Source organism: Pseudomonas lopnurensis (genome assembly GCF_015070855.1).
GTDB lineage: Bacteria > Pseudomonadota > Gammaproteobacteria > Pseudomonadales > Pseudomonadaceae > Stutzerimonas > Stutzerimonas lopnurensis.
Genome location: NZ_JADDIX010000023.1, coordinates 1 through 17,734 on the forward strand (window position 1 = coordinate 1; position 17,734 = coordinate 17,734).

The 17,734-nt window shown below is 61.5% G+C and carries 15 protein-coding genes and 1 pseudogene; 10 read left to right on the plus strand and 6 right to left on the minus strand.

Translation table 11 applies throughout. The annotated features are described in order from the left end of the window. Positions 1-128 precede the first annotated feature (128 nt). The 3 genes from IN820_RS04850 to IN820_RS04860 all read right to left on the minus strand — a co-directional run bounded on the left by IN820_RS04850 (position 129) and on the right by IN820_RS04860 (position 2,507). Complete coding sequence (locus IN820_RS04850) at positions 129-1,706, minus strand: phospholipase effector Tle1 domain-containing protein (RefSeq protein ID WP_193679914.1); 1,578 nt, start codon at positions 1,704-1,706, stop codon at positions 129-131. Positions 1,707-1,942: 236 nt separating this feature from the next. After that, entirely contained in the window at positions 1,943-2,239 is a 297-nt protein-coding gene (locus tag IN820_RS04855) for a LasR-specific antiactivator QslA (protein ID WP_193679900.1), read from the minus strand. Beyond that, on the minus strand, positions 2,232-2,507 hold the full coding sequence (locus tag IN820_RS04860) for a hypothetical protein (protein WP_193679901.1): 276 nt from the start codon (positions 2,505-2,507) through the stop codon (positions 2,232-2,234). Before IN820_RS04860 ends, IN820_RS04855 begins: the two co-directional genes overlap by 8 nt. Positions 2,508-3,300: 793 nt before the next feature. Between IN820_RS04860 and IN820_RS04870 the strand changes: the two genes are divergently transcribed. The 9 genes from IN820_RS04870 (at position 3,301) to IN820_RS04910 (ending at position 14,269) form a co-directional block, all read left to right on the plus strand. Continuing rightward, positions 3,301-4,533: an HlyD family secretion protein gene (locus IN820_RS04870; RefSeq protein WP_313054793.1), complete on the plus strand. Its 1,233-nt coding sequence runs from the start codon at positions 3,301-3,303 to the stop codon at positions 4,531-4,533. Continuing rightward, a complete protein-coding gene (locus IN820_RS04875) occupies positions 4,534-4,833 on the plus strand; it encodes a hypothetical protein (RefSeq protein WP_193679904.1) in 300 nt (99 codons plus the stop codon). Further along, on the plus strand, positions 4,830-7,568 hold the full coding sequence (locus IN820_RS04880; protein WP_207793495.1) for a M16 family metallopeptidase: 2,739 nt from the start codon (positions 4,830-4,832) through the stop codon (positions 7,566-7,568). The genes IN820_RS04875 and IN820_RS04880 overlap by 4 nt, the downstream gene beginning before the upstream one ends. Before the next feature lie 256 nt (positions 7,569-7,824). After that, a complete protein-coding gene (locus tag IN820_RS04885) occupies positions 7,825-8,016 on the plus strand; it encodes a response regulator transcription factor (protein ID WP_386362678.1) in 192 nt (63 codons plus the stop codon). A gap of 349 nt (positions 8,017-8,365) precedes the next feature. Then, complete coding sequence (locus tag IN820_RS04890; RefSeq protein WP_193679906.1) at positions 8,366-8,803, plus strand: DUF2059 domain-containing protein; 438 nt, start codon at positions 8,366-8,368, stop codon at positions 8,801-8,803. Positions 8,804-9,194: 391 nt separating this feature from the next. Next, positions 9,195-9,545, plus strand: coding sequence for a hypothetical protein (locus IN820_RS04895; RefSeq protein ID WP_207793496.1), 351 nt, complete (start codon positions 9,195-9,197; stop codon positions 9,543-9,545). Between the two features lie 161 nt (positions 9,546-9,706). Continuing rightward, on the plus strand, positions 9,707-10,792 hold the full coding sequence (locus IN820_RS04900) for a JmjC domain-containing protein (protein ID WP_235989071.1): 1,086 nt from the start codon (positions 9,707-9,709) through the stop codon (positions 10,790-10,792). A 31-nt stretch (positions 10,793-10,823) separates the two neighbouring features. Then, complete coding sequence (locus IN820_RS04905) at positions 10,824-12,914, plus strand: peptidase domain-containing ABC transporter (protein WP_235989072.1); 2,091 nt, start codon at positions 10,824-10,826, stop codon at positions 12,912-12,914. Between the two features lie 38 nt (positions 12,915-12,952). Continuing rightward, a complete protein-coding gene (locus tag IN820_RS04910; RefSeq protein WP_193679910.1) occupies positions 12,953-14,269 on the plus strand; it encodes a TolC family outer membrane protein in 1,317 nt (438 codons plus the stop codon). A 59-nt stretch (positions 14,270-14,328) separates the two neighbouring features. Here IN820_RS04910 and IN820_RS04915 read toward each other — a convergent pair. Together IN820_RS04915 and IN820_RS04920 are read right to left on the minus strand one after the other, a co-directional pair. After that, a pseudogene (locus tag IN820_RS04915) lies at positions 14,329-14,535 on the minus strand (glutathione S-transferase); the annotation flags it as partial. 54 nt (positions 14,536-14,589) lie between these two features. Next, positions 14,590-15,483, minus strand: a complete 894-nt coding sequence (locus IN820_RS04920; protein ID WP_193679911.1) for a LysR family transcriptional regulator — start codon at positions 15,481-15,483, stop codon at positions 14,590-14,592. Positions 15,484-15,577: 94 nt separating this feature from the next. Between IN820_RS04920 and IN820_RS04925 the strand changes: the two genes are divergently transcribed. Next, on the plus strand, positions 15,578-16,744 hold the full coding sequence (locus tag IN820_RS04925; RefSeq protein ID WP_193679912.1) for an MFS transporter: 1,167 nt from the start codon (positions 15,578-15,580) through the stop codon (positions 16,742-16,744). 134 nt (positions 16,745-16,878) lie between these two features. Here the strand turns inward: IN820_RS04925 and IN820_RS04930 are convergent, their stop codons facing one another. Then, positions 16,879-17,499 (minus strand): glutathione S-transferase family protein, encoded by a 621-nt coding sequence (locus IN820_RS04930; protein ID WP_193679913.1) that lies wholly within the window; start codon positions 17,497-17,499, stop codon positions 16,879-16,881. Between the last annotated feature and the right edge of the window lie 235 nt (positions 17,500-17,734).

Consider the following 17,734-nt stretch of genomic DNA (forward strand, 5'->3'; position numbering starts at 1 on the left):
CATATAGGCGGGTTCGGCGAGCCCAACACTCCACCACGGCGAGTGCGGGTCTCGCTCGCCCGACAAGGGGTCCATGACTTGGCAACCACCAGACAGCAGCATGACCAACAGAGCCGATAATCTTCGCATCACCATAACGTCCAGTCCGGTACATGCGGATGCTGCATGCGCTGCGCATCCGCCATGGGGGCGTTGATGAACTGCGCCCTGAAACCGGTGCGCGGCGTATCGCCTTGCAGCCTCGCAGGCGGGTTCCAGTGGGCCGATATATGGATGTACTTCAGTAGGAGCAGCGCCTCTTCGGCCCGCGAGGTGCTGTAGTCGCCGGCGACGAACCGGTAGCAAAGCGATTGAAGTTCCGGCGGAATGGAATAGTTCGGATCATGTTCATCGATGACGTTGAGCCGTACCCCCTTCTGCCTGGCCAATTCATACATCACTCGCAGGTACACCCGCGACAGCTCGCCACGTACCCTCCGCTTGAGCTGCAGGGCGGCGTATACCCGCTTCTGCCGAGGGGCATGGCGATCCTGGACGGGTAGCAGCTTCGGCTCGGGGGTAACGATTTCCAGCATTTCGGCGGGCCAGCCCTTGGCGAGCCATTGAGCCCGCACCTGTTCGGCGTCGCGGTAGATGGAGGTGTTCGTCACATCGGTCTGCAGCGAAACATTCAGCGCCTGCATCGGGCTGACCAACAGGCATTCCTCCGCTTCGGGCAGATAGCCGCCCCCGATATCCGAGTGGGCGCCGGGCAGGGTGATTTCGGGATGGTCGGGCTTGACCCGGCTCAGGGCGAAGTTGGCGCGGTACTCGTCGCGAGCCACCAGATGCACTACCGAGGAGAACAATTCGCGCGGCAGATGCAGACTGAGTCCCGGCACGACCCTGCTGCGCACATTGCCGAGGTTGTCCAGCCCGGCGACGGATGCCACGGTATCGAACAGGCCGATAAAGCCCATGCGGATATCACGCTGGTAACGATCGGAGAAGCAACGGCTGAAGGCTTTTTCATGATTGGTCAGCGTATCCCCCAGCGGCCCTTGCCTGCCCTGTGCGACCGCATTGGCGAAATGCCGCGCTGCCGCCGCGCCCCGGCTGAAGCCGAAGGTATCGAAGGTCAGCGAGGTGATTTCGATATCGGGATTGGCTCCGATCATGTCATTGATACGTGCCCTGATACGCCCGAACGCACCCCATACCCGCTCGACTACCCCCGTCTCGCCGCGGCCGAGCCCTGAACCGACCAGGCTGTCCCGCTCACCCGCCGTGGTGCCGATACCATCGATGTAGACCTTGAGGAACGCCTGCTTCTGCTCGCCATCCCCTTCCGGGGCTGGTGATTCATGATAGAGAAACCACAGCCTATGCACGTTGGTGACATCGTTGCCGTAGCTGCTGCCCGGGTCGGACATATAGGGTTTGCAACTGGCATCCAGGTCCGCCGGTGCGATCGGATGCTGGGCGCCACAGAGCAGGCCGGTGGCGGTATTGCTGGCATTGTTGCCGGTGCCGTCGAAGAACACGCCGATACGCAAGGCGACCCGGGTCCTGCTGGGCGTTGGTGCTGGCTCCCTACCGTATTTTTCGTATGCCTCCCAGCGTTCCCGATGGATGTTCACCGGTGGCTGTCGATCGTCGCTACGCTTCGCGAAGGGCCGTTTTTCACGGGACGGGTTGGGCCTGGCGGGCCGGCACACATGCGGCATTACATGATCGCAGGCTTTTTCCCAATCGCTTTTTCCACTCATTCCCTGATCCTCATCCCTGATGCGGCTGGCGCGGGCAGGAGCCCCATGGCAGGAACCTTGCCGCAACCATCCAGCCAGATACAAACGAAACGGCCTGATCCATGCACTGGTTCGCAGCGAAAAGCCAAGCTGCGCAAAAACTTGCACAGCTTGGCCGCCGCCTTGGCACACAGCGGCGTATATCGCCCACTCGTTCAGAGTTTCAGGCAGGCCCTCCTGGCCTGGTGATTGCCGCCGACGGGCGAGCACAGGCGCTGGTGTATCCGGCAGAGGAAGCCGATCTCGAAGGCGCGGCGCTGGGCTCCGGTGGGCAGCGCGTCGCGCTCGAGGATCAGGCCGGCCCACAGCCAGCCGCTGTCGTCGTTGCCCAGCCAGGCCTGGGCGCTGGCCACACCTTTGTCGAAGGCCTGGTGACAGTTCTCCGGCCATTTGATCACCGCGCCGCGATGGCCATCATGGCCCGGCAGGTAGCTGGTGCTGGGTTTATTCATCCTCCCCCCTCCCAGTTGCCTGTGCCAGCGAGCTGCGGTACAGCACCACCACATCGTTGAGCAGTTCGCGCGCGTGGCGGCATGTCTCGTGCAGGTACTGTTCGTCGGGCGTGGACGCTTGCGAACGAGTCAGCATGGAGAACAGCCTGTGCAGCATCATCACCCGCAACTCGGCCGCAACCTGGAAATAGCAGGCGGAGGCATCGAGGGAGGTATGGGGATCGACACGCTTGGGGAAGGGGATCACCGAGGAGGTGGATCTAGTCATGGTGCACCTCCAGAGCGGAGGTAGAGGACCAGATGAAGTGCCCAAGGTGGAGCCCTTGGGTAAAAGCTGGATAGCGCATTTTCCTTATGCTCCTTGGTTTGATTAAGGAGCCGTCACCCGCCGTTGTCACGCGGATTGGGTGGCGGACCGTACGGGGGTGACAAACCGGCAACCAAGGACGCCGGCCAGGCCGAAGCCTGCCCCGCACGGCCCACCATAGAAATGCGATAGCCGGGCACAAAAAAAGCGCCGGCTATTCAGCTATGGCGCTACCGCGCCTTGGTTTGAGTCGGGTTGTCACGCCCGGCCACGGGATTGACCGTGACCGCCGAACTCTAGCCCGCCGGTCAACAAGGAGCAAGCCCCATCGGACATGGCGCTCGCTGTGATCGCCCGATCCGGGCACTGCCATTTTCCTGGTCGCCCTGCCTGGTCTGGGTAGGCTGAGCGCGGCGAAGCGGCTGCGTTCCAGCACGCGCAGCGGTTATTCACATGGCGCTGCTGCTGGTCTTCTCGGCCCTGCTGAGCCTGTAGAACGCGGATCGTCGCCGTGGTCCTCCACCCGCCTGCCGGCTGGCGCATCTTACCTACCTTGCATTTTTCAGTAGCACTCCAAAAGAAATACAAAGATACAATCATTATCATTTAGATTCCATGGTTGGCGAGTAGCATAATGGCCTACTGATACTACGGATAAAGCGAGGACAGGATGTCTGCGGCTGCTTCAAGGGATGAAGCCCCCTTATTTCGCCCCGAGGCGCTTTCCGCGCGCCGTGGACATTCGTTGGGCAGCGTGCTGATCCATCGGCCCTGGGGCTATACGTTCGCTGCCATTCTGGCTGTCGCACTGACGCTTCTGGTCGCGACCTTCGCCATTTTTGGAACCTACACCCGCAAGGCGACGGTAACGGGCCTGCTGTTGCCCCAGCAGGGCATGCTGCGTCTGACGGCCAGCGGGACCGGCGTGCTCGCACAGATCAGCATCACCGAGGGCCAGCGCGTCGAACAGGGCGACGTGCTGTTTATGATCTCCGGCGAGCGCATCAGCGCAGCCGGCGGCACCCAGGAGCTGATTGCGCAGCAACTCGACCAGCGCATGCTGTTGCTGGAGCGCAATCGCGTGCTGGCCGAGGATCGGCTAGGCGGGCAATTGCGTATGCTCGATAGCCGCCTGGGTGCACTCGCGGAAGAATCGGAGCGGCTCGGTGAAGAGCTTCGCCTGCTCGGGCGCCGCGTGGAGCTGGCCTCGGCGCATCTGCATCGCCAGCAGCAGTTGGTAGAGGCCCAGTTCGTCTCGGTCGCCCAACTCCAGCAGGCCGAGGCGGAACTGCTGGCGCTCCAGGGGCAGCAACAAACCCTCCGCCGTACCCGGACAAACCTCGACCGCGAGCGCACCGAGCTACTCGCCCAGCGACAGGAAGCCGAACTGCGTCACCGCACCGACCTTTCCGAAGTCGACAACGGCATTTCCCTGGTCAGGCAGGAGCAGGCCGAGAACGACGTGCGTGTCGAACAAGCCATCGTGGCGCCCTTCTCGGGCATCGTGACGGGGCTCAATGTGCAGCTCGGCCAACAGATACTGGCCGGGGCGCTGCTGGCCAGCCTGATTCCCGAGGATGCCACGCTCACCGCCCAGGTATATGTCGGCCCGCGCCAGGCCGGCTTCATCGAGCCCGGACAGCCCGTATTGATGCGCTATGCGGCCTATCCCTACCAGAAGTTCGGCATGGCGCGCGGCACGGTATCGAATGTGGCGAAGAGCCCCTACGCGGCTCAGGAACTTCCCGCCCATATCGCCAGTGCCCTTCAGCAAGCCAGTGCAACTACCGAGCTTTTCTACCGGGTAACGGTCGAGCTCGACTCCCCGACCATCTCCGTCTATGGAAACGCCCAATCACTACAGGCCGGCATGCTGCTGGAAGCGGACATCATCCAGGACAGGCGCCGTCTCTACGAGTGGGCACTGGAGCCCATCTATTCGGTAACGGGAAAGATGAGCGCAAGCCAACTCCCGGATAAAGGTTGAATGTACAAGAACGGCATTAAGGAAGGACCGTCAGTGTCGATGAAAACGCTGTTTACATTCGAAAGACTCCTGCTCGCTTACAAACTCATGTTTTCCATGCTTCTTCTGGCCAGCATAGGTTGTGCGATCCATGCGCTATTCCATGGCAATTACAAAGGTGTGGCCCGCACAAGCATAAGCGCATTTATCTCGGCTGCCTTGTTATGGATTGGCTTTCATCAGGCAAGCTGGAAAAGTCATTTATTCAAAAATAAAAACGATCCGCCAAGCCTTATATATCTATTTTGGAAAAACTTATGAAACATACGTATTTATTGGGGGCACGCCGCTCGATTGCGCTTGTGCTGGCCCTGCTTGCGCTGGCGGGTAACGCCTGGGCCGGAACGAAGGGACCCGTCACCGAGCTGGGGGGTATAAAGGAATATCGACTCGACAATGGCCTGCGCGTCGTCCTCGCTCCGGATGCGTCGAGCAACACGCTGTACTTCAACCTGGTGTATCGAACCGGCTCGCTCGCCGATCCCGACGGCCGCAGCGGCACGGCCCACCTGCTGGAACACCTGATGTTCAAGGGCACGGAGCAGCGATCCGCCGAGACCCTGGTCGATGGGCTGCGCCAGCGCGGCATCCGCTTCAACGCCACCACCAGTTTCGACCGGACGCGCTACACCGCCATTTTCGAGGCGGATGCGGCCCGGTTGGAACATCTGCTGGAGCTGGAAGCCGAGCGCATGGCCAGCCTGCGCTTCGAGCAGCACGACCTGGACCGCGAGCTCGAAGTGGTACTGCGGGAAATGGAGCGGGCCCAGGACGATCCGCTTGGCGCGCTAGGGCACCGCATGATGGCGGCGGCGACACCCGGCCAGGGCTTCGGCCGGCACGTGCTCGGTTCGCGTGAGGAACTGCGCGCTATTCAACTGGCGGACCTGCGGCGCTTCCATGAAAGCCACTACCGCCCCGATAACGCGGTACTGGTGATCACCGGCAAGTTCGATCAGACCCGGACGCTGGACGCGGTATCGCGTCATTTCGTGAAGCTGAAACCGGCGGCGGACAACCCTACGACCGAAGACGCCCGTATTGCCCTGCCACAAGGCCGTCCGGCGACGGCCCAGGTGAAGCAGGGCAATACCGACGTGGTGGCGCTGGCCTATCCCGTGCCGGCGGCAGCGGACCCGCGCAACGTCGCGCTGGCTGCGCTGGCCGACGTGTTCGCCGGAGAGCCGCACGGCCGGCTGTACCAGGCCCTGGTAGCACCTGGCGTGGCCCAAGGCGTGTTCGCGCTGCAACAGGCGTTCGAGCATGGCGGTTACTACCTGTTCGGTGCCATGGTGGCGCCAGGACAATCGATGGAAGATGCGCAGGCGCTGCTGATCGGGCAGATCGAATCGATGTCCCGGCAACGGCTTTCGAGCGAGGAATTGCAGCGGGCCCAGGCGAGCGGCCAACACATGAAAGCCAGGATTCTGCTCGACCCGGGCGCCCTGGCGGAGGTGTTGTCCGAATCCGCGGCGGTAGGCGACTGGCAACTGATGCTCGAGCGCTTCGACCAGTTCTCGGCACTCGATGTGGAGACGGTGCAGCGTGAAGCCGAGGCGCATTTCACCGCTCGACATCGCCTCGTCGGGCAGTTGCGCGCGGGTAGCGAGGCCGCCGCGCCCGCGGAGCGCCGCGCCGCGCCGACCGCTACGGCACAACCGACCGCCGCCGCTCCAGCCGCTTTGCAGGCAATGCCCGATCTCGCCGGTTTCAACCGCCAGATCCTGGACGTCGAACAGGGCATCCAGCGCACCCGCCTGCGTAACGGCCTGAAAGTGGCCCTGCGTGCGCAGCCGGGGTCGTCGAAGCCGGTGCAGGGCATCATGACCCTGCGCTTCGGCAACGTCGAAAGCCTGCACGGCAAGCGCGCCGTGGCGGACATCACCGGCACCGTGCTGGTCCGCGGCAGCCGGGACTCCAGCTACCAGCAGATCGTGGACCGCGCCAATCGGCTCGGCGCCGGGCTGGCGGTCGTCCCGGACGGTGGCGCGTTGATCGTTCGTTTCGAGAGCTCGGGCGAGAGCTTCCCCGCGTTGCTGGAATTGATGGCCGAGGTGCTGCAACGGCCGGCCTTCACGCGAGCCGAGTACGACCTGGTCAAGCGCCAGCGCCTGCAGGCCTTGCGTGCTCCGGCCGACCAACCGGCCAGCGTGGCGGGGCTGGCGCTGCGGCGGCACGTCGAACGTTATGCCGAAGGCGATATCCGCCGCCGTGTCGAACATGAGGAAATACGCGCAGCAATGAAGGCCGTCAGCCTGAAGGACGTGCGCCGCTTCCATGAGGATTTCTACGGCGCCAGCCACGGCGAGCTGGCCATCGCGGGCGATTTCGACGCGGCCCAGGTAACGGCGCAACTGGACCGGCTGTTCGGCGACTGGACGAGCAAAGCGCCCCACCACAGAACGCCACAGCCCTACGAAGACATCGCCCCGGCACGCATCCACGCCAGGGCCAACGCAGCGCAGACCGGCCACTACATCGGCCGCCTGCATTTCCAGGCCAATGCCAGGTCGGAGGACACGGCGGCTCTGTTCGTCGCCGAGCACGTCCTCGGCCGCCACCCGCTGGCTTCCCGCCTGGGCAAGCGCCTGCGGGAACAGGAAGGCCTGACCTACGACCTGCGCTCCTCGATCAAGGTCGCGACCTTCGACGACGCCAGTTGGGTGAACGTCCAGGGCAGCTATTCCCTCGGCCAGGGACAGCGGGTCGCCGACATCGTCAAGGAAGAAGTCGCCCGCCTGGCCGAATCCGGCATCACCCAGCAGGAACTGGAGGCGGCCAAGGCCACCATCCTCAATGAGCGCCGCCAGGCCTTCGGGCAAGACCGGAACATCCTGAACTGGCTGCCGCGGCAGCTTTACGAAGACGTCACCATGGCCTCCTGGGTAGAGCGCAACGATGCCTTCGCGGCCGTCACGCTCGAGCAGGTGAATGCGGCGGCGCGACGGTATTTCGACGCCGAAAGGATGGTCGAGGTCCTGGCGGACGCCGAGTAGCCATCCGCCACAGCCAAGACCCAGCATCATGTAATTGGCCAGACGACGACTCATTCGGCTTTGGAGATTATGACTCTAAGAGCCTGTTCACGATCTCGCGAGCTAGGGCCCTGCAAGGCAAAAACAGGTGAGGAAGCGGAGTTTACTGATGTAAATGAGCATTCCGAACCTGTTTTTAACGCCGCAGGGCCGACGCGCAGCAGATCATGCACAGGTTCTAAGCCGAATGCTTGAGTCTGTAGGAAGGAAGCCTCAGATGAAACTGACGACACGAGAAAAGAGCGTCCTGCAGCTGTTGCTGCAAGGGAAGACCAACAAACAGATAGCCGCCGGGCTTGGTATCAGCGATTACACCGTGCGCGACCATGTTTCCGTCCTGCTGCGCAAAAGTGATTGCTGCACGAGGACCGAGTTAATCGCTCGGCATATGAAGCTGGCCGAGACATAACCCCTACAACTGTCGGGTTATCTAACGTGAAAACTTCCTCTACCCTACAACCAGCTCGAATCATCGATAAAGCTCTTGCTTGCGAGACGAGAAAATGAAAAGACTCATGGACCTTTTTCTAAGGTTCGAAATGGACTGGGTTAAAAATGATTTCTTGAGATCAGACTTATTCACCTTATATACATTCTTTATTTCCATGGCGCTTGCCTAGTCACTATTCGAGTTTGGCAACAAGGGACTCGCATGCTTTATGGTTGGCCTACTGCTGTTTTGGGAAAGATATGTCGTTACCAAGCTCTACGAAGAGATAAAAAACAAACACTCCGAATAATTTCCGAGGTGTCACCACTTGAAAAATTCGCTACTACTCTGCTGCATACTAATACTAACCATCAATCTGACCTATGCGGCAAGCCAAGAGAAAAAACAGGCTGCAGAAGATTTTCTGATCGCGATGGACGCGGCCACTTTGACCGAACAATCAATCGATCAAGTGCTCGCTATGGAGCTGCAACAAAATCCGAAGCTTCTGCCTTACCGGGATGCCATGCGCGAATTCTATGCAAGGCACATCGGTTACGAGCCAATGAAGGCAGACATGATCAGAATTTATACGGAACATTTCAGTATTGAAGAGCTGAATAGCTTAGCCGATTTTTATCGAACGCCGGTCGGAAAGAAATCAATCAGATTGACACCTGAAATCATGGCCAAGAGCGCTGAGGCAGGTCGATCCAAGATAATGGCCAATCTGCACGAACTGCAGGAGTTGATAAATCTTGAGTAGGCGTACAGATACAAGCGATGGAGGCTTGGCATAAGTAATTTATATCAGTGACTACGTACGAGATAGTTTTAGGAAACAAACTTATTTCAGGAGCTTAGCTTAGTGTTCTCTCATGATGGGGCCTAGTATGTTCGGAGTAAATTGGCTTTGTTCTGCGAATGGCGAGCCTAGGCTAGCTTTTGATTTTTTAGTGCATCTCACCTTAATGATCATGTTTTTCTCAATATTTTATGGATCGTACAGACTACTTTACCGCTTGAGAAATAAAAATCATCGCACCAGCATGGGCCTACGTGGAATGCTCATGGTGTCTTTTGCTATTGGCTTTGGAGCGCCAGTTGCAAAAAGAATAATCCTTACAATCTGCCACCTTTAACTGAGAGGTAAAATCATGAGAGAAATGACTATTGAGGAACTTAAACTAGCTTCTGGCGGGTTTGGAGTACCGGGAGCCATAATTGGTGGAGTCGCAGGTGCTGTTGGCTATTATGGCAATGCGGCCGTTACTGGTGGAGCAAGTGCTGGCGGACTCGCTTCGGCAGTAGTGGCAGGAGCTGCAGCAGGGGCAGTTCTGGGGCCAGGTGGCGGTACCGCTATACAAAACGGTGCAGCCTTGATCGCAGCGAGTCAGGTTACCTTCTATGCTGGTCAGCTGGCAGGACACGTATCCAATGTGTTCAATAGTATATTTGATCAATCAGGCACCGACTATAACAATGCCGCGGGCACCAATTACAACTGAGCAAGATAAAAAAATCTCTTGGCTGAATCTCTCTCAAGAGCCCAATAAAAACCTGCAGGATTATAGCCTGCCAAGGACTGGCAAATCAGCTTATGAGCATTTCATTTAATATCCCCGCAAATGAATTCTTAGAACAATACCAAGAGAAGAAACCTCTCCTGATGAAAGTAGCAGTTTCTTCGAACGATTTCTCCTGGCGCGACGCCAATGAAATCTTCGAGCGAAGCAATGTGGCGTCCAACGATTTCAAGCTGTCCTGCGACGGCATCCGGCCCAAGCACGAGTATGTGGAGAGCTACTGGGATATCGGCACGCTGCGGCATCGCCTGATCAAGCCAGTGGTCTACGACTACCTGCGCAACGGCGCCACGCTGATCGCCAACAAGATCGCCAACGAGCCCAAGGTCAACCAGTTCGCCAGGCGCGTCGCGGAGTTCACCGGCAGGCAGGTGGTCAGCAGTGCCTATGCCGCCTTCGGAGAAAGGGATTCATTCCGCTGCCACTGGGATACTCGCGATGTATTCGCGATCCAGTTGATCGGGCGTAAGCGCTGGATCGTGTACGAGCCTTCGTTCGAGGCGCCGCTGTTCACCCAACAGAGCAGGGACTACGAGCATCAATATCCCTGTCCGGCCGAGCCTTATATGGATTTCATCCTCGAAGCCGGCGATGTTTTCTATCTGCCGCGTGGCTGGTGGCATAACCCGCTGCCGCTGGGCGAGGAAACCTTCCATTTGGCGCTGGGCACTTTCCCTGCCTACACCATGGATTACCTGGGTTGGGCAATGAAGCACATGCCCGATTTCCTGGACGCTCGACGATCGCTGAGCCGCTGGGAAGATGCCAGAGGCACGCTTGCCTCCGTGGGACGACACCTTGACGCGTTCATCAACGATCCCCAGAACTATGACCGCTTCCTGAACGAGTTCATCGGCAACACACGCGTCGAGTCGCCGCTGGCAATCGATCTGTTCGGCAACCCTAACGCTGGCCAGCTTGCAGAGGACGCGCGTCTGCAGCTGAGCGCCAACAAACCTCACGGTCTCGACGAGCGTTACGTCATCGCCAACGGCACCAGGCTGAACCTGGACGACCAGGGCGAACGATTGATTCGCCGCATTGCGGAGCGCCCAGGCATCAGCCTTGCCGAACTGAGCGTGCATTGCCCCGAAGCGGATGCCGGCAAGCTGCGCGAGCTGGTCACCGCGCTATGCCGTCAGGATGTCCTGGAGCTTTCCGCGCACTGACCGCCTGAAGCGGCCCAGGATATCTCGATTCATGAAAGTGACGTTGCAAGCGGAAAGCCAGGAATGCGGCCTGGCCTGCCTGGTGATGATCGCCGGATACCACGGCCTGCACCTCGACCTGATGAGCCTGCGCCGGCGCTTTTCGATTTCGATCAAGGGCACCAATCTCGCGCAACTGGTGCGCTATGCGCAGAGTCTGGATTTTTCGTGCCGACCTCTGCGCCTCGAACTGGAAGACATGGCCAAGCTGCGGTTGCCATGCATCCTGCATTGGGACATGAATCACTTCGTGGTGCTGGAAAAGGTCCGCAGGGGTCGTCTGCATCTGCTCGACCCAGCTACCGGACGCCGGGTGCTGCCCTTGGCCGAGGCATCCCGGCATTTCACCGGAGTGGCGCTGGAGCTGTCGCCCAATGTCACCTTTCGCCCGGCCCAGCAGAAGGCACGTATCCGCCTGCGCGAACTGACCGGCCGGGCGATCGGGTTGAAGCGCGCATTGGCCAATATCTTCGCGTTGGCCCTCGCGCTCGAAGTCGTGGCCCTGCTGGCACCACAGGTCACCCAGTGGGTGGTGGACGGTGCCCTGGTATCGGCGGATCACGATCTGCTGCTGATCGCCGTGCTGGGCGGTTGCCTGTTGATGCTGATCGATTTCGTGCTGCGCATGGCCCGAGGGTGGATGGGGTTGAGGCTGAATCAGCAGTTGGCCCTGCAATGGTCGGGCAATCTGTTCAGTCATCTGCTGCGCCTGCCCTGGCCGTACTTCGAGAAACGTCAGCTCGGTGATATCACCGCGCGCTTCCAGTCGTTGACGGCCATACGCAACGTCCTCACCAACGGCGCGATCATGGTGGTGCTCGACGGGCTGGTAACCCTGATCACGCTGGGCATGATGCTGCTCTACAGTCCGGTGCTGACCGGCATCGTGGCGATCGCCCTGGCGCTGTACATGGTTCTGCGCGTGGCGTTCTACCAGCCGCTGCGCAACGCCTCGGAAGAGCGCATCGTGCTGGCGGCGCGGGAGAATTCCTACTTTCTGGAAACGATACGGGCGGTGCTGCCGCTCAAGCTGTTCAACACCACCTCCCTGCGCCTGGCGACTTGGCAGAACCTGGTCGCCGATGTGCAGAACCGCGATGTCGCCACGCAGAAAATGCTGCTGGCATTCACCAGCCTCAATACCCTGATCTTCGGGCTGGAAGGCATGCTGCTGCTCTACGTGGGCGGAATGGCCGTTCTCGACGGCACGCTCTCGCTGGGCATGCTGTTGGCGTTCATCGCCTACAAGAGCCAGTTCACCGGCCGGGCCAGCCAGTTGATCGACCTGGGCGTGGAGATACGCATGCTGTCGCTGCATGCCGAGCGACTGGCCGATATCGCGCTCGAAACGCCGGAACCGGACAGCCACATGGAAACGGACCTGGAGCGCATCGAGCCACGCATCGAGTTGCGCGACGTGTCGTACCGTTATGCGGAAGGTGAGCCCTGGGTGCTGCGCAATCTGTCACTGGTCATCGAGGCCGGCGACTCGGTGGCCATCGTCGGCCGTTCCGGCTGCGGCAAGAGTACCCTGTTCAAGCTCATGCTCGGACTGCTCACGCCGACCGAAGGCGAGATTCTGGTGGGCGGCATCCCGGCGCGCCAGTTGGGCCCTCAGGCGATTCGCAACCTGGTCGGGGCCGTGATGCAGGAGGATCAGTTGCTCGCCGGCTCCCTGGCCGAGAATATCGCCAGTTTCGATCCTGAGGCGGACCAGCAGCGGATCGAGGAAGCGGCGCGTCAGGCGAATATCCACAAGGCGATCGCCAATATGCCCATGGGCTACCAGACACTGGTGGCGGAAATGGGCAGCGGCCTGTCCGGCGGGCAGAAACAACGGGTGCTGCTGGCGCGCGCCCTCTACAAGCGACCCCGGATTCTCGCGCTGGACGAAGCCACCAGCCATCTCGACCTGCATAGCGAGCAGCACGTCGTACAGGCCTTGCAGCGGATGCCGATGACCCGCATCACCATCGCGCACCGGCGCGAAACCATCGCGTTCGCCAGACGCCTGATTTGCCTGGACAAAGGCGCGGTGGTCGAAGACGTTCGCCTCGATGAAGAAAGACAGGCCAGCGCATGAGGGGGAAGCGCCTCTTGTGCGGCTGGGCGCTGGCATGCATGGCAGGCCAGGCACAGGCCAGCGACCTGATGGATATCTACCGCCAGGCGGTGCTGCACGATGCCCAGTATGCGGCGGCCCAGGCACAGCGGCACGTGAGCGATGAACGACAGATCCAGGGGCGTGCGGGCTTGTTGCCACAGGTGACGTTCGATACCCAGACGAGCTGGAGCGAAACCGAATACGACGTGTCCGGCGGCACCCTCGAGCAGCGCCGACAGAACCGGAGCTACGGCATCCAGCTCGTGCAGCCCTTGTTTCGCTGGCAGAGATGGCTGCAGTACGAACAGGGGAACCAGCAGCGAGCACTCGCCGAAACGCGCCTGGCAAGTGCGGAACAGGCACTGATGCTGCGCGTGGTCGAGTCCTATTTCGAGGTATTGAACGCCAGTGACGTGCTCGATGCGGTCGAGCAATTGCAAGCGGCCAATGCCGAGCAGTTGGCGAGTGCCCGCAAACACTTCGAGTTGGGCAATGCCAGCATCACCGATGTTCACGAAGCCCAGGCAAGTTTCGACAGGACCATGGCACAGCTCATCAAGGCCAGGAGCGATCTTGCGTTGGCACGGCATGCGCTGGCCCGAATCATCGGCGGGCGGCCCGAGCGGCTCAAGGGATTGCGCGAGCATGTGAAACTTGCGCCGCCACGGCCGGAAGACGCCAGTGCCTGGGTCACAGCCGCCGAGAGCGGCAGCCTCGAAGTGCAGGCTCAGGCGTTGCTCCTGGAGATCGCCAGCAAGGAAGTACAAAGCCGCAAGGCCGAATTCCTGCCAACGGTCGATATGGTGCTCAGCCAGAACATGCAGCAGAGCCCCAACGCGAGTACCGAGCGCAGCGAATCCGCCGCCATCGGGCTTCGCTTGAGCATGCCGTTGTATAGCGGCGGGCGCCTCAGCTCTTCCGCGCGCGAAGCGGTAGCGCTGCGGATGCAGGCGGAGCATGAGCTGGAGGATACCCGGCGCGCGGCTGCTCTGGCGACTCGGCAGGCATGGTCGGGTGTAATGGATGGAATCGCCCAGATAAAGGCGTTGGAGGCCGCGAAGGTATCCGCGCAGTCAGCCGTGAATTCCAACCAGTTGGGCTACAAACTGGGTGTACGTGTCGGAACGGATGTGCTGGATGCGCAAAGCCAGTTCAGCGAGACGCTACAGCAGCTTTCCCGGGCTCGATACGACACCTTGCTGGCCCAGATGCAGCTCAAGGCTGCGGTGGGGTCCTTGGGCATCGATGATCTTACCGAGCTCAGTGCCTTGCTGGCGGATGTCGACGAGCAGAAGACATCGAGACCAGAAGCGAGCCAGCTCGCCGCCTGGTGATCTGTCCGGTGGAAAAGGCTTCGCCGTTTTCCACCCTACGCCGGCAGATTCGTGCGCCGTCAGGTCAGGGGCGTCATGACGGCGCGCTGGTAGGCCGTGCGCTGCCGTAGCCGCCGGTACCAGGCACGAAGATGCGGGTGCTCGGGGCGTTCGATGGGCATTTCGAACCGGGCGTAGGCGAAGCAGCCGAGCGGGATATCGCTCATGCCGTAACTCGCGCCGGACAGGTACGGCTGCCCGGCCAGGGCGGCGTCGGCGATGGTGATGGCGAGCAGGTGCCAGCGGCCCATCTGCGGGAAAAGGATCGGGGGAAAAACCGCCTATATCCGGTGGTGTTCCAGCAAGAAGTCCACGAACACCCGCACCCGTGCCGGCATTGCCGCGCCACCAACGAACACGGCATGAATCGGCTCTCGGTCGCCGGGGTTCCAGGCTTCCAGCAGCGGCACCAAGTCACCGCGCTGCAAGTCCTCGGCCACGGTGAAGTGGCCGATGCGCGCGATGCCGGCGCCTACCCGGGCCAGTTGCGCCAGCGCCTCGCCACTGCTGCATTCGATGTTGCCGCGGACCTTCAGGGAAAACACGCTGCCGTCTCGGATGAACGGCCAGTTGGGTTCGGCGCGGCGGAAGTTGAAGCGCAGACAGTTGTGTCGCAGCAGGTCTTCCGGTTCCTGGGGCATGCCATGCCGCTGCAGGTACTCGGGCGAAGCCACCACGACCTGGCCGGTATCGCCGATCCTGCGGGCGGTCAGGGGGCTGTCGGGCAGGTGGCCAAAGCGCACCGCCACGTCGGCCTGGCCGCCGAGAATATCGACCACTTCGTCGCCCAGGGCGAGGTCGACGACGATGTTCGGGTAGCGGGCGCTGAATGCCGCCACCAAGGGAACGATGGCCAGCCGCCCATGGCCGAGGGCGGCGCTGACCCGCAAGCGGCCCTTGGGCACGCCTTGGTCGGCGATGGATTCTTCGATCTCGGCCATGTCGGCCAGGATGCGCCGAGCGCCACGCAGGTAAGCCTCGCCCTCGGCGGTGAAGGTGATCGCTCGGGTGGTGCGCAACATCAGGCGGGCGCCGAGCCGTTGTTCGGTGCGCGCGATGATCCGGCTGACGGCCGAGGGTGACAGCCCCAGTGCCCGCGCGGCAGCCGACAGGCTGCCTTCCTGTGCCACCGTGACGAATACGCCCATTTCACCCGACTTGCCGCTGAAATCCATTTGTGACCCATAAGCAAAGGTTCTTGCATCAAAAGCTATATACCGACTTCAGATACGGGATTGTAGCATTCACGGCATAGATAAGGAGCCTTCCATGCGTATCAATCCACCACTTGTCGCACTCGCCGTAGGTGCCTTTGGCATCGGCGTCACCGAGTTCGCCCCCATGGGCATGTTGCCGGGCATCGCTGCCGATCTCGGCGTTTCCATTCCCGCCGCCGGCCTGCTGGTCAGCGCCTATGCCCTGGGCGTACTGCTCGGCGCGCCACTGATGACCCTGACCACGGGCAGGATTCCCCGGCGTTACCTGCTGATCGGGCTCATGGCCATCTTCACGCTGGGTAACCTGATGTCGGCCCTGGCGACCGATTACTACAGCCTGCTGGTCGCCCGGGTGGTGACCTCGCTGAATCACGGCGCGTTCTTCGGCGTCGGTTCCATCGTCGCCGCCAGCGTGGTCGCCCCGGACAAACGCGCAGGGGCGGTCGCAGCCATGTTCATGGGCCTGACCCTGGCGACCATCGGCGGCGTGCCGCTGGCCACCTGGTTTGGCGAACTGCTCGGCTGGCGCACAGCGTTCTGGGGCATCGCCGGCCTCGGCATGGTGACCATGGCGGCGCTGTGGTTCGCCCTGCCCAACATGCCGCTGCCGCCAAGCGATGGTGTGCTGGCCGAAATCCGGGTACTGGGCCGCGGCCCGGTGCTGGCGGCACTGGCCCTGACCGTAGTCGGCTCGGGCGCGATGTTTACCGTGTTCACCTACATCGCGCCGATCCTGGGCAGCGAGACACGCGCGTCCACCACCTTCATCACCGCCATGCTGGTGCTGTTCGGCGTAGGCCTGACCCTGGGCAATATGTGGGGCGGCAAGGCCGCGGACCGCTCGATCGACCGCACCCTGATCGTTTCGCTGAGTATGCTGATTCTTGTATTGCTGGCGTTCACGGTGCTGATGCGCTGGCCGCTGCCGGCAGCGGCGGCCATCCTGGTCTGGGGCATCGCCAGCTTTGCCCTGGTACCTCCGCTGCAGATGCGCGTGATGGAAGCGGCCAAGGACGCGCCCAACCTGGCGTCCGCGGTGAACATCGGCGCGTTCAACCTCGGCAACGCGGTGGGTGCCGCGCTGGGTGGGGCGGTGATCAATGCCGGGCTGGGATATCCGGCGATTTCCCTGGCCGGAGCGGCGATGGCCAGCCTGGGGTTGCTGATGGTTCTGGCTTTTGCCTGGCGTTCGCGAGCCGTTGCAGCTGCGGCGGTATAGCGATCATGCGAGCGGCGCTGCTGGTCGTTTCGCTCGAAGACATCGGGGCCAGCAGCGAGCCAGCTTGTTGCCTGGTGATCCGCCCGGTGGAAAAGGCTGCGCCGTTTTCCACCGGGCGGCAGATTCGTGCGCCTTCAGGTCAGTGGCGTCATCACGGCGCGCTGGTAGGCGGCGCGTTGCCGTAGCCGCTGGTACCAGTCGCGCAGGTGCGGGTGTTGGGGGCGCTCGATGGGCATTTCGAACCAGGCATAGGCGAAGCAGCCGAGCGGGATGTCGCCCATGCCGAAGCACGCGCCGGACAGGTACGGCTGCTCGGCCAGAGCAGAATCGGCGATGGCGAACAGGCCGCCACACTCCGCCAGCGCGGCCGCTACCGCGTCGTTATCGCGCTTTTCGGCCGGAGTGCGCAGCAGGTTCCAGAACACCACCCGAAACGGTGCCGCCAGGGAGGAGGTCACCCAGTCCATCCACTTGTCCGCCTCGGCCCGCTGGCGTGGGTCGGCGTTCCACAGCGCTGGCTCGCCATATTGCGCCGCCAGGTAGCGCACGATCGCGTTGGATTCCCAGAGCACCAGCTCGCCGTCTTCCAGGCAGGGCACCAGGCGGTTCGGGTTCTTCGCGACGTAGGCCGGCTCGCCGACGATACCGAAGGCTCCACCGGCATCGATGCGGGTATAGGAAAGGCCAAGCTCTTCCAGGCACCAGAGCGCCTTCTTCACGTTGGTCGAATTGCTTCGCCCCCAGAGTTTCATCATGCAATACCCCTTATTCGCTTGCGTCGAACATGAATCCTGGCCGCAGAACAAGTGCTCCCACGCTTGGCTTCCCATGAATGTGGACTTGTTAGGAGCCTGAGGGACGCCGAGCCGTGGCTGCGATGCCGTTGATCGCCAGCAAGCTGGCTCCTACAACATAATGCCCAGTTCGTAGGGTGGGCAACGCCGAAGCCTTGCCCACGCGTCTGCCGGATATGAACGCGGATTATCCTTT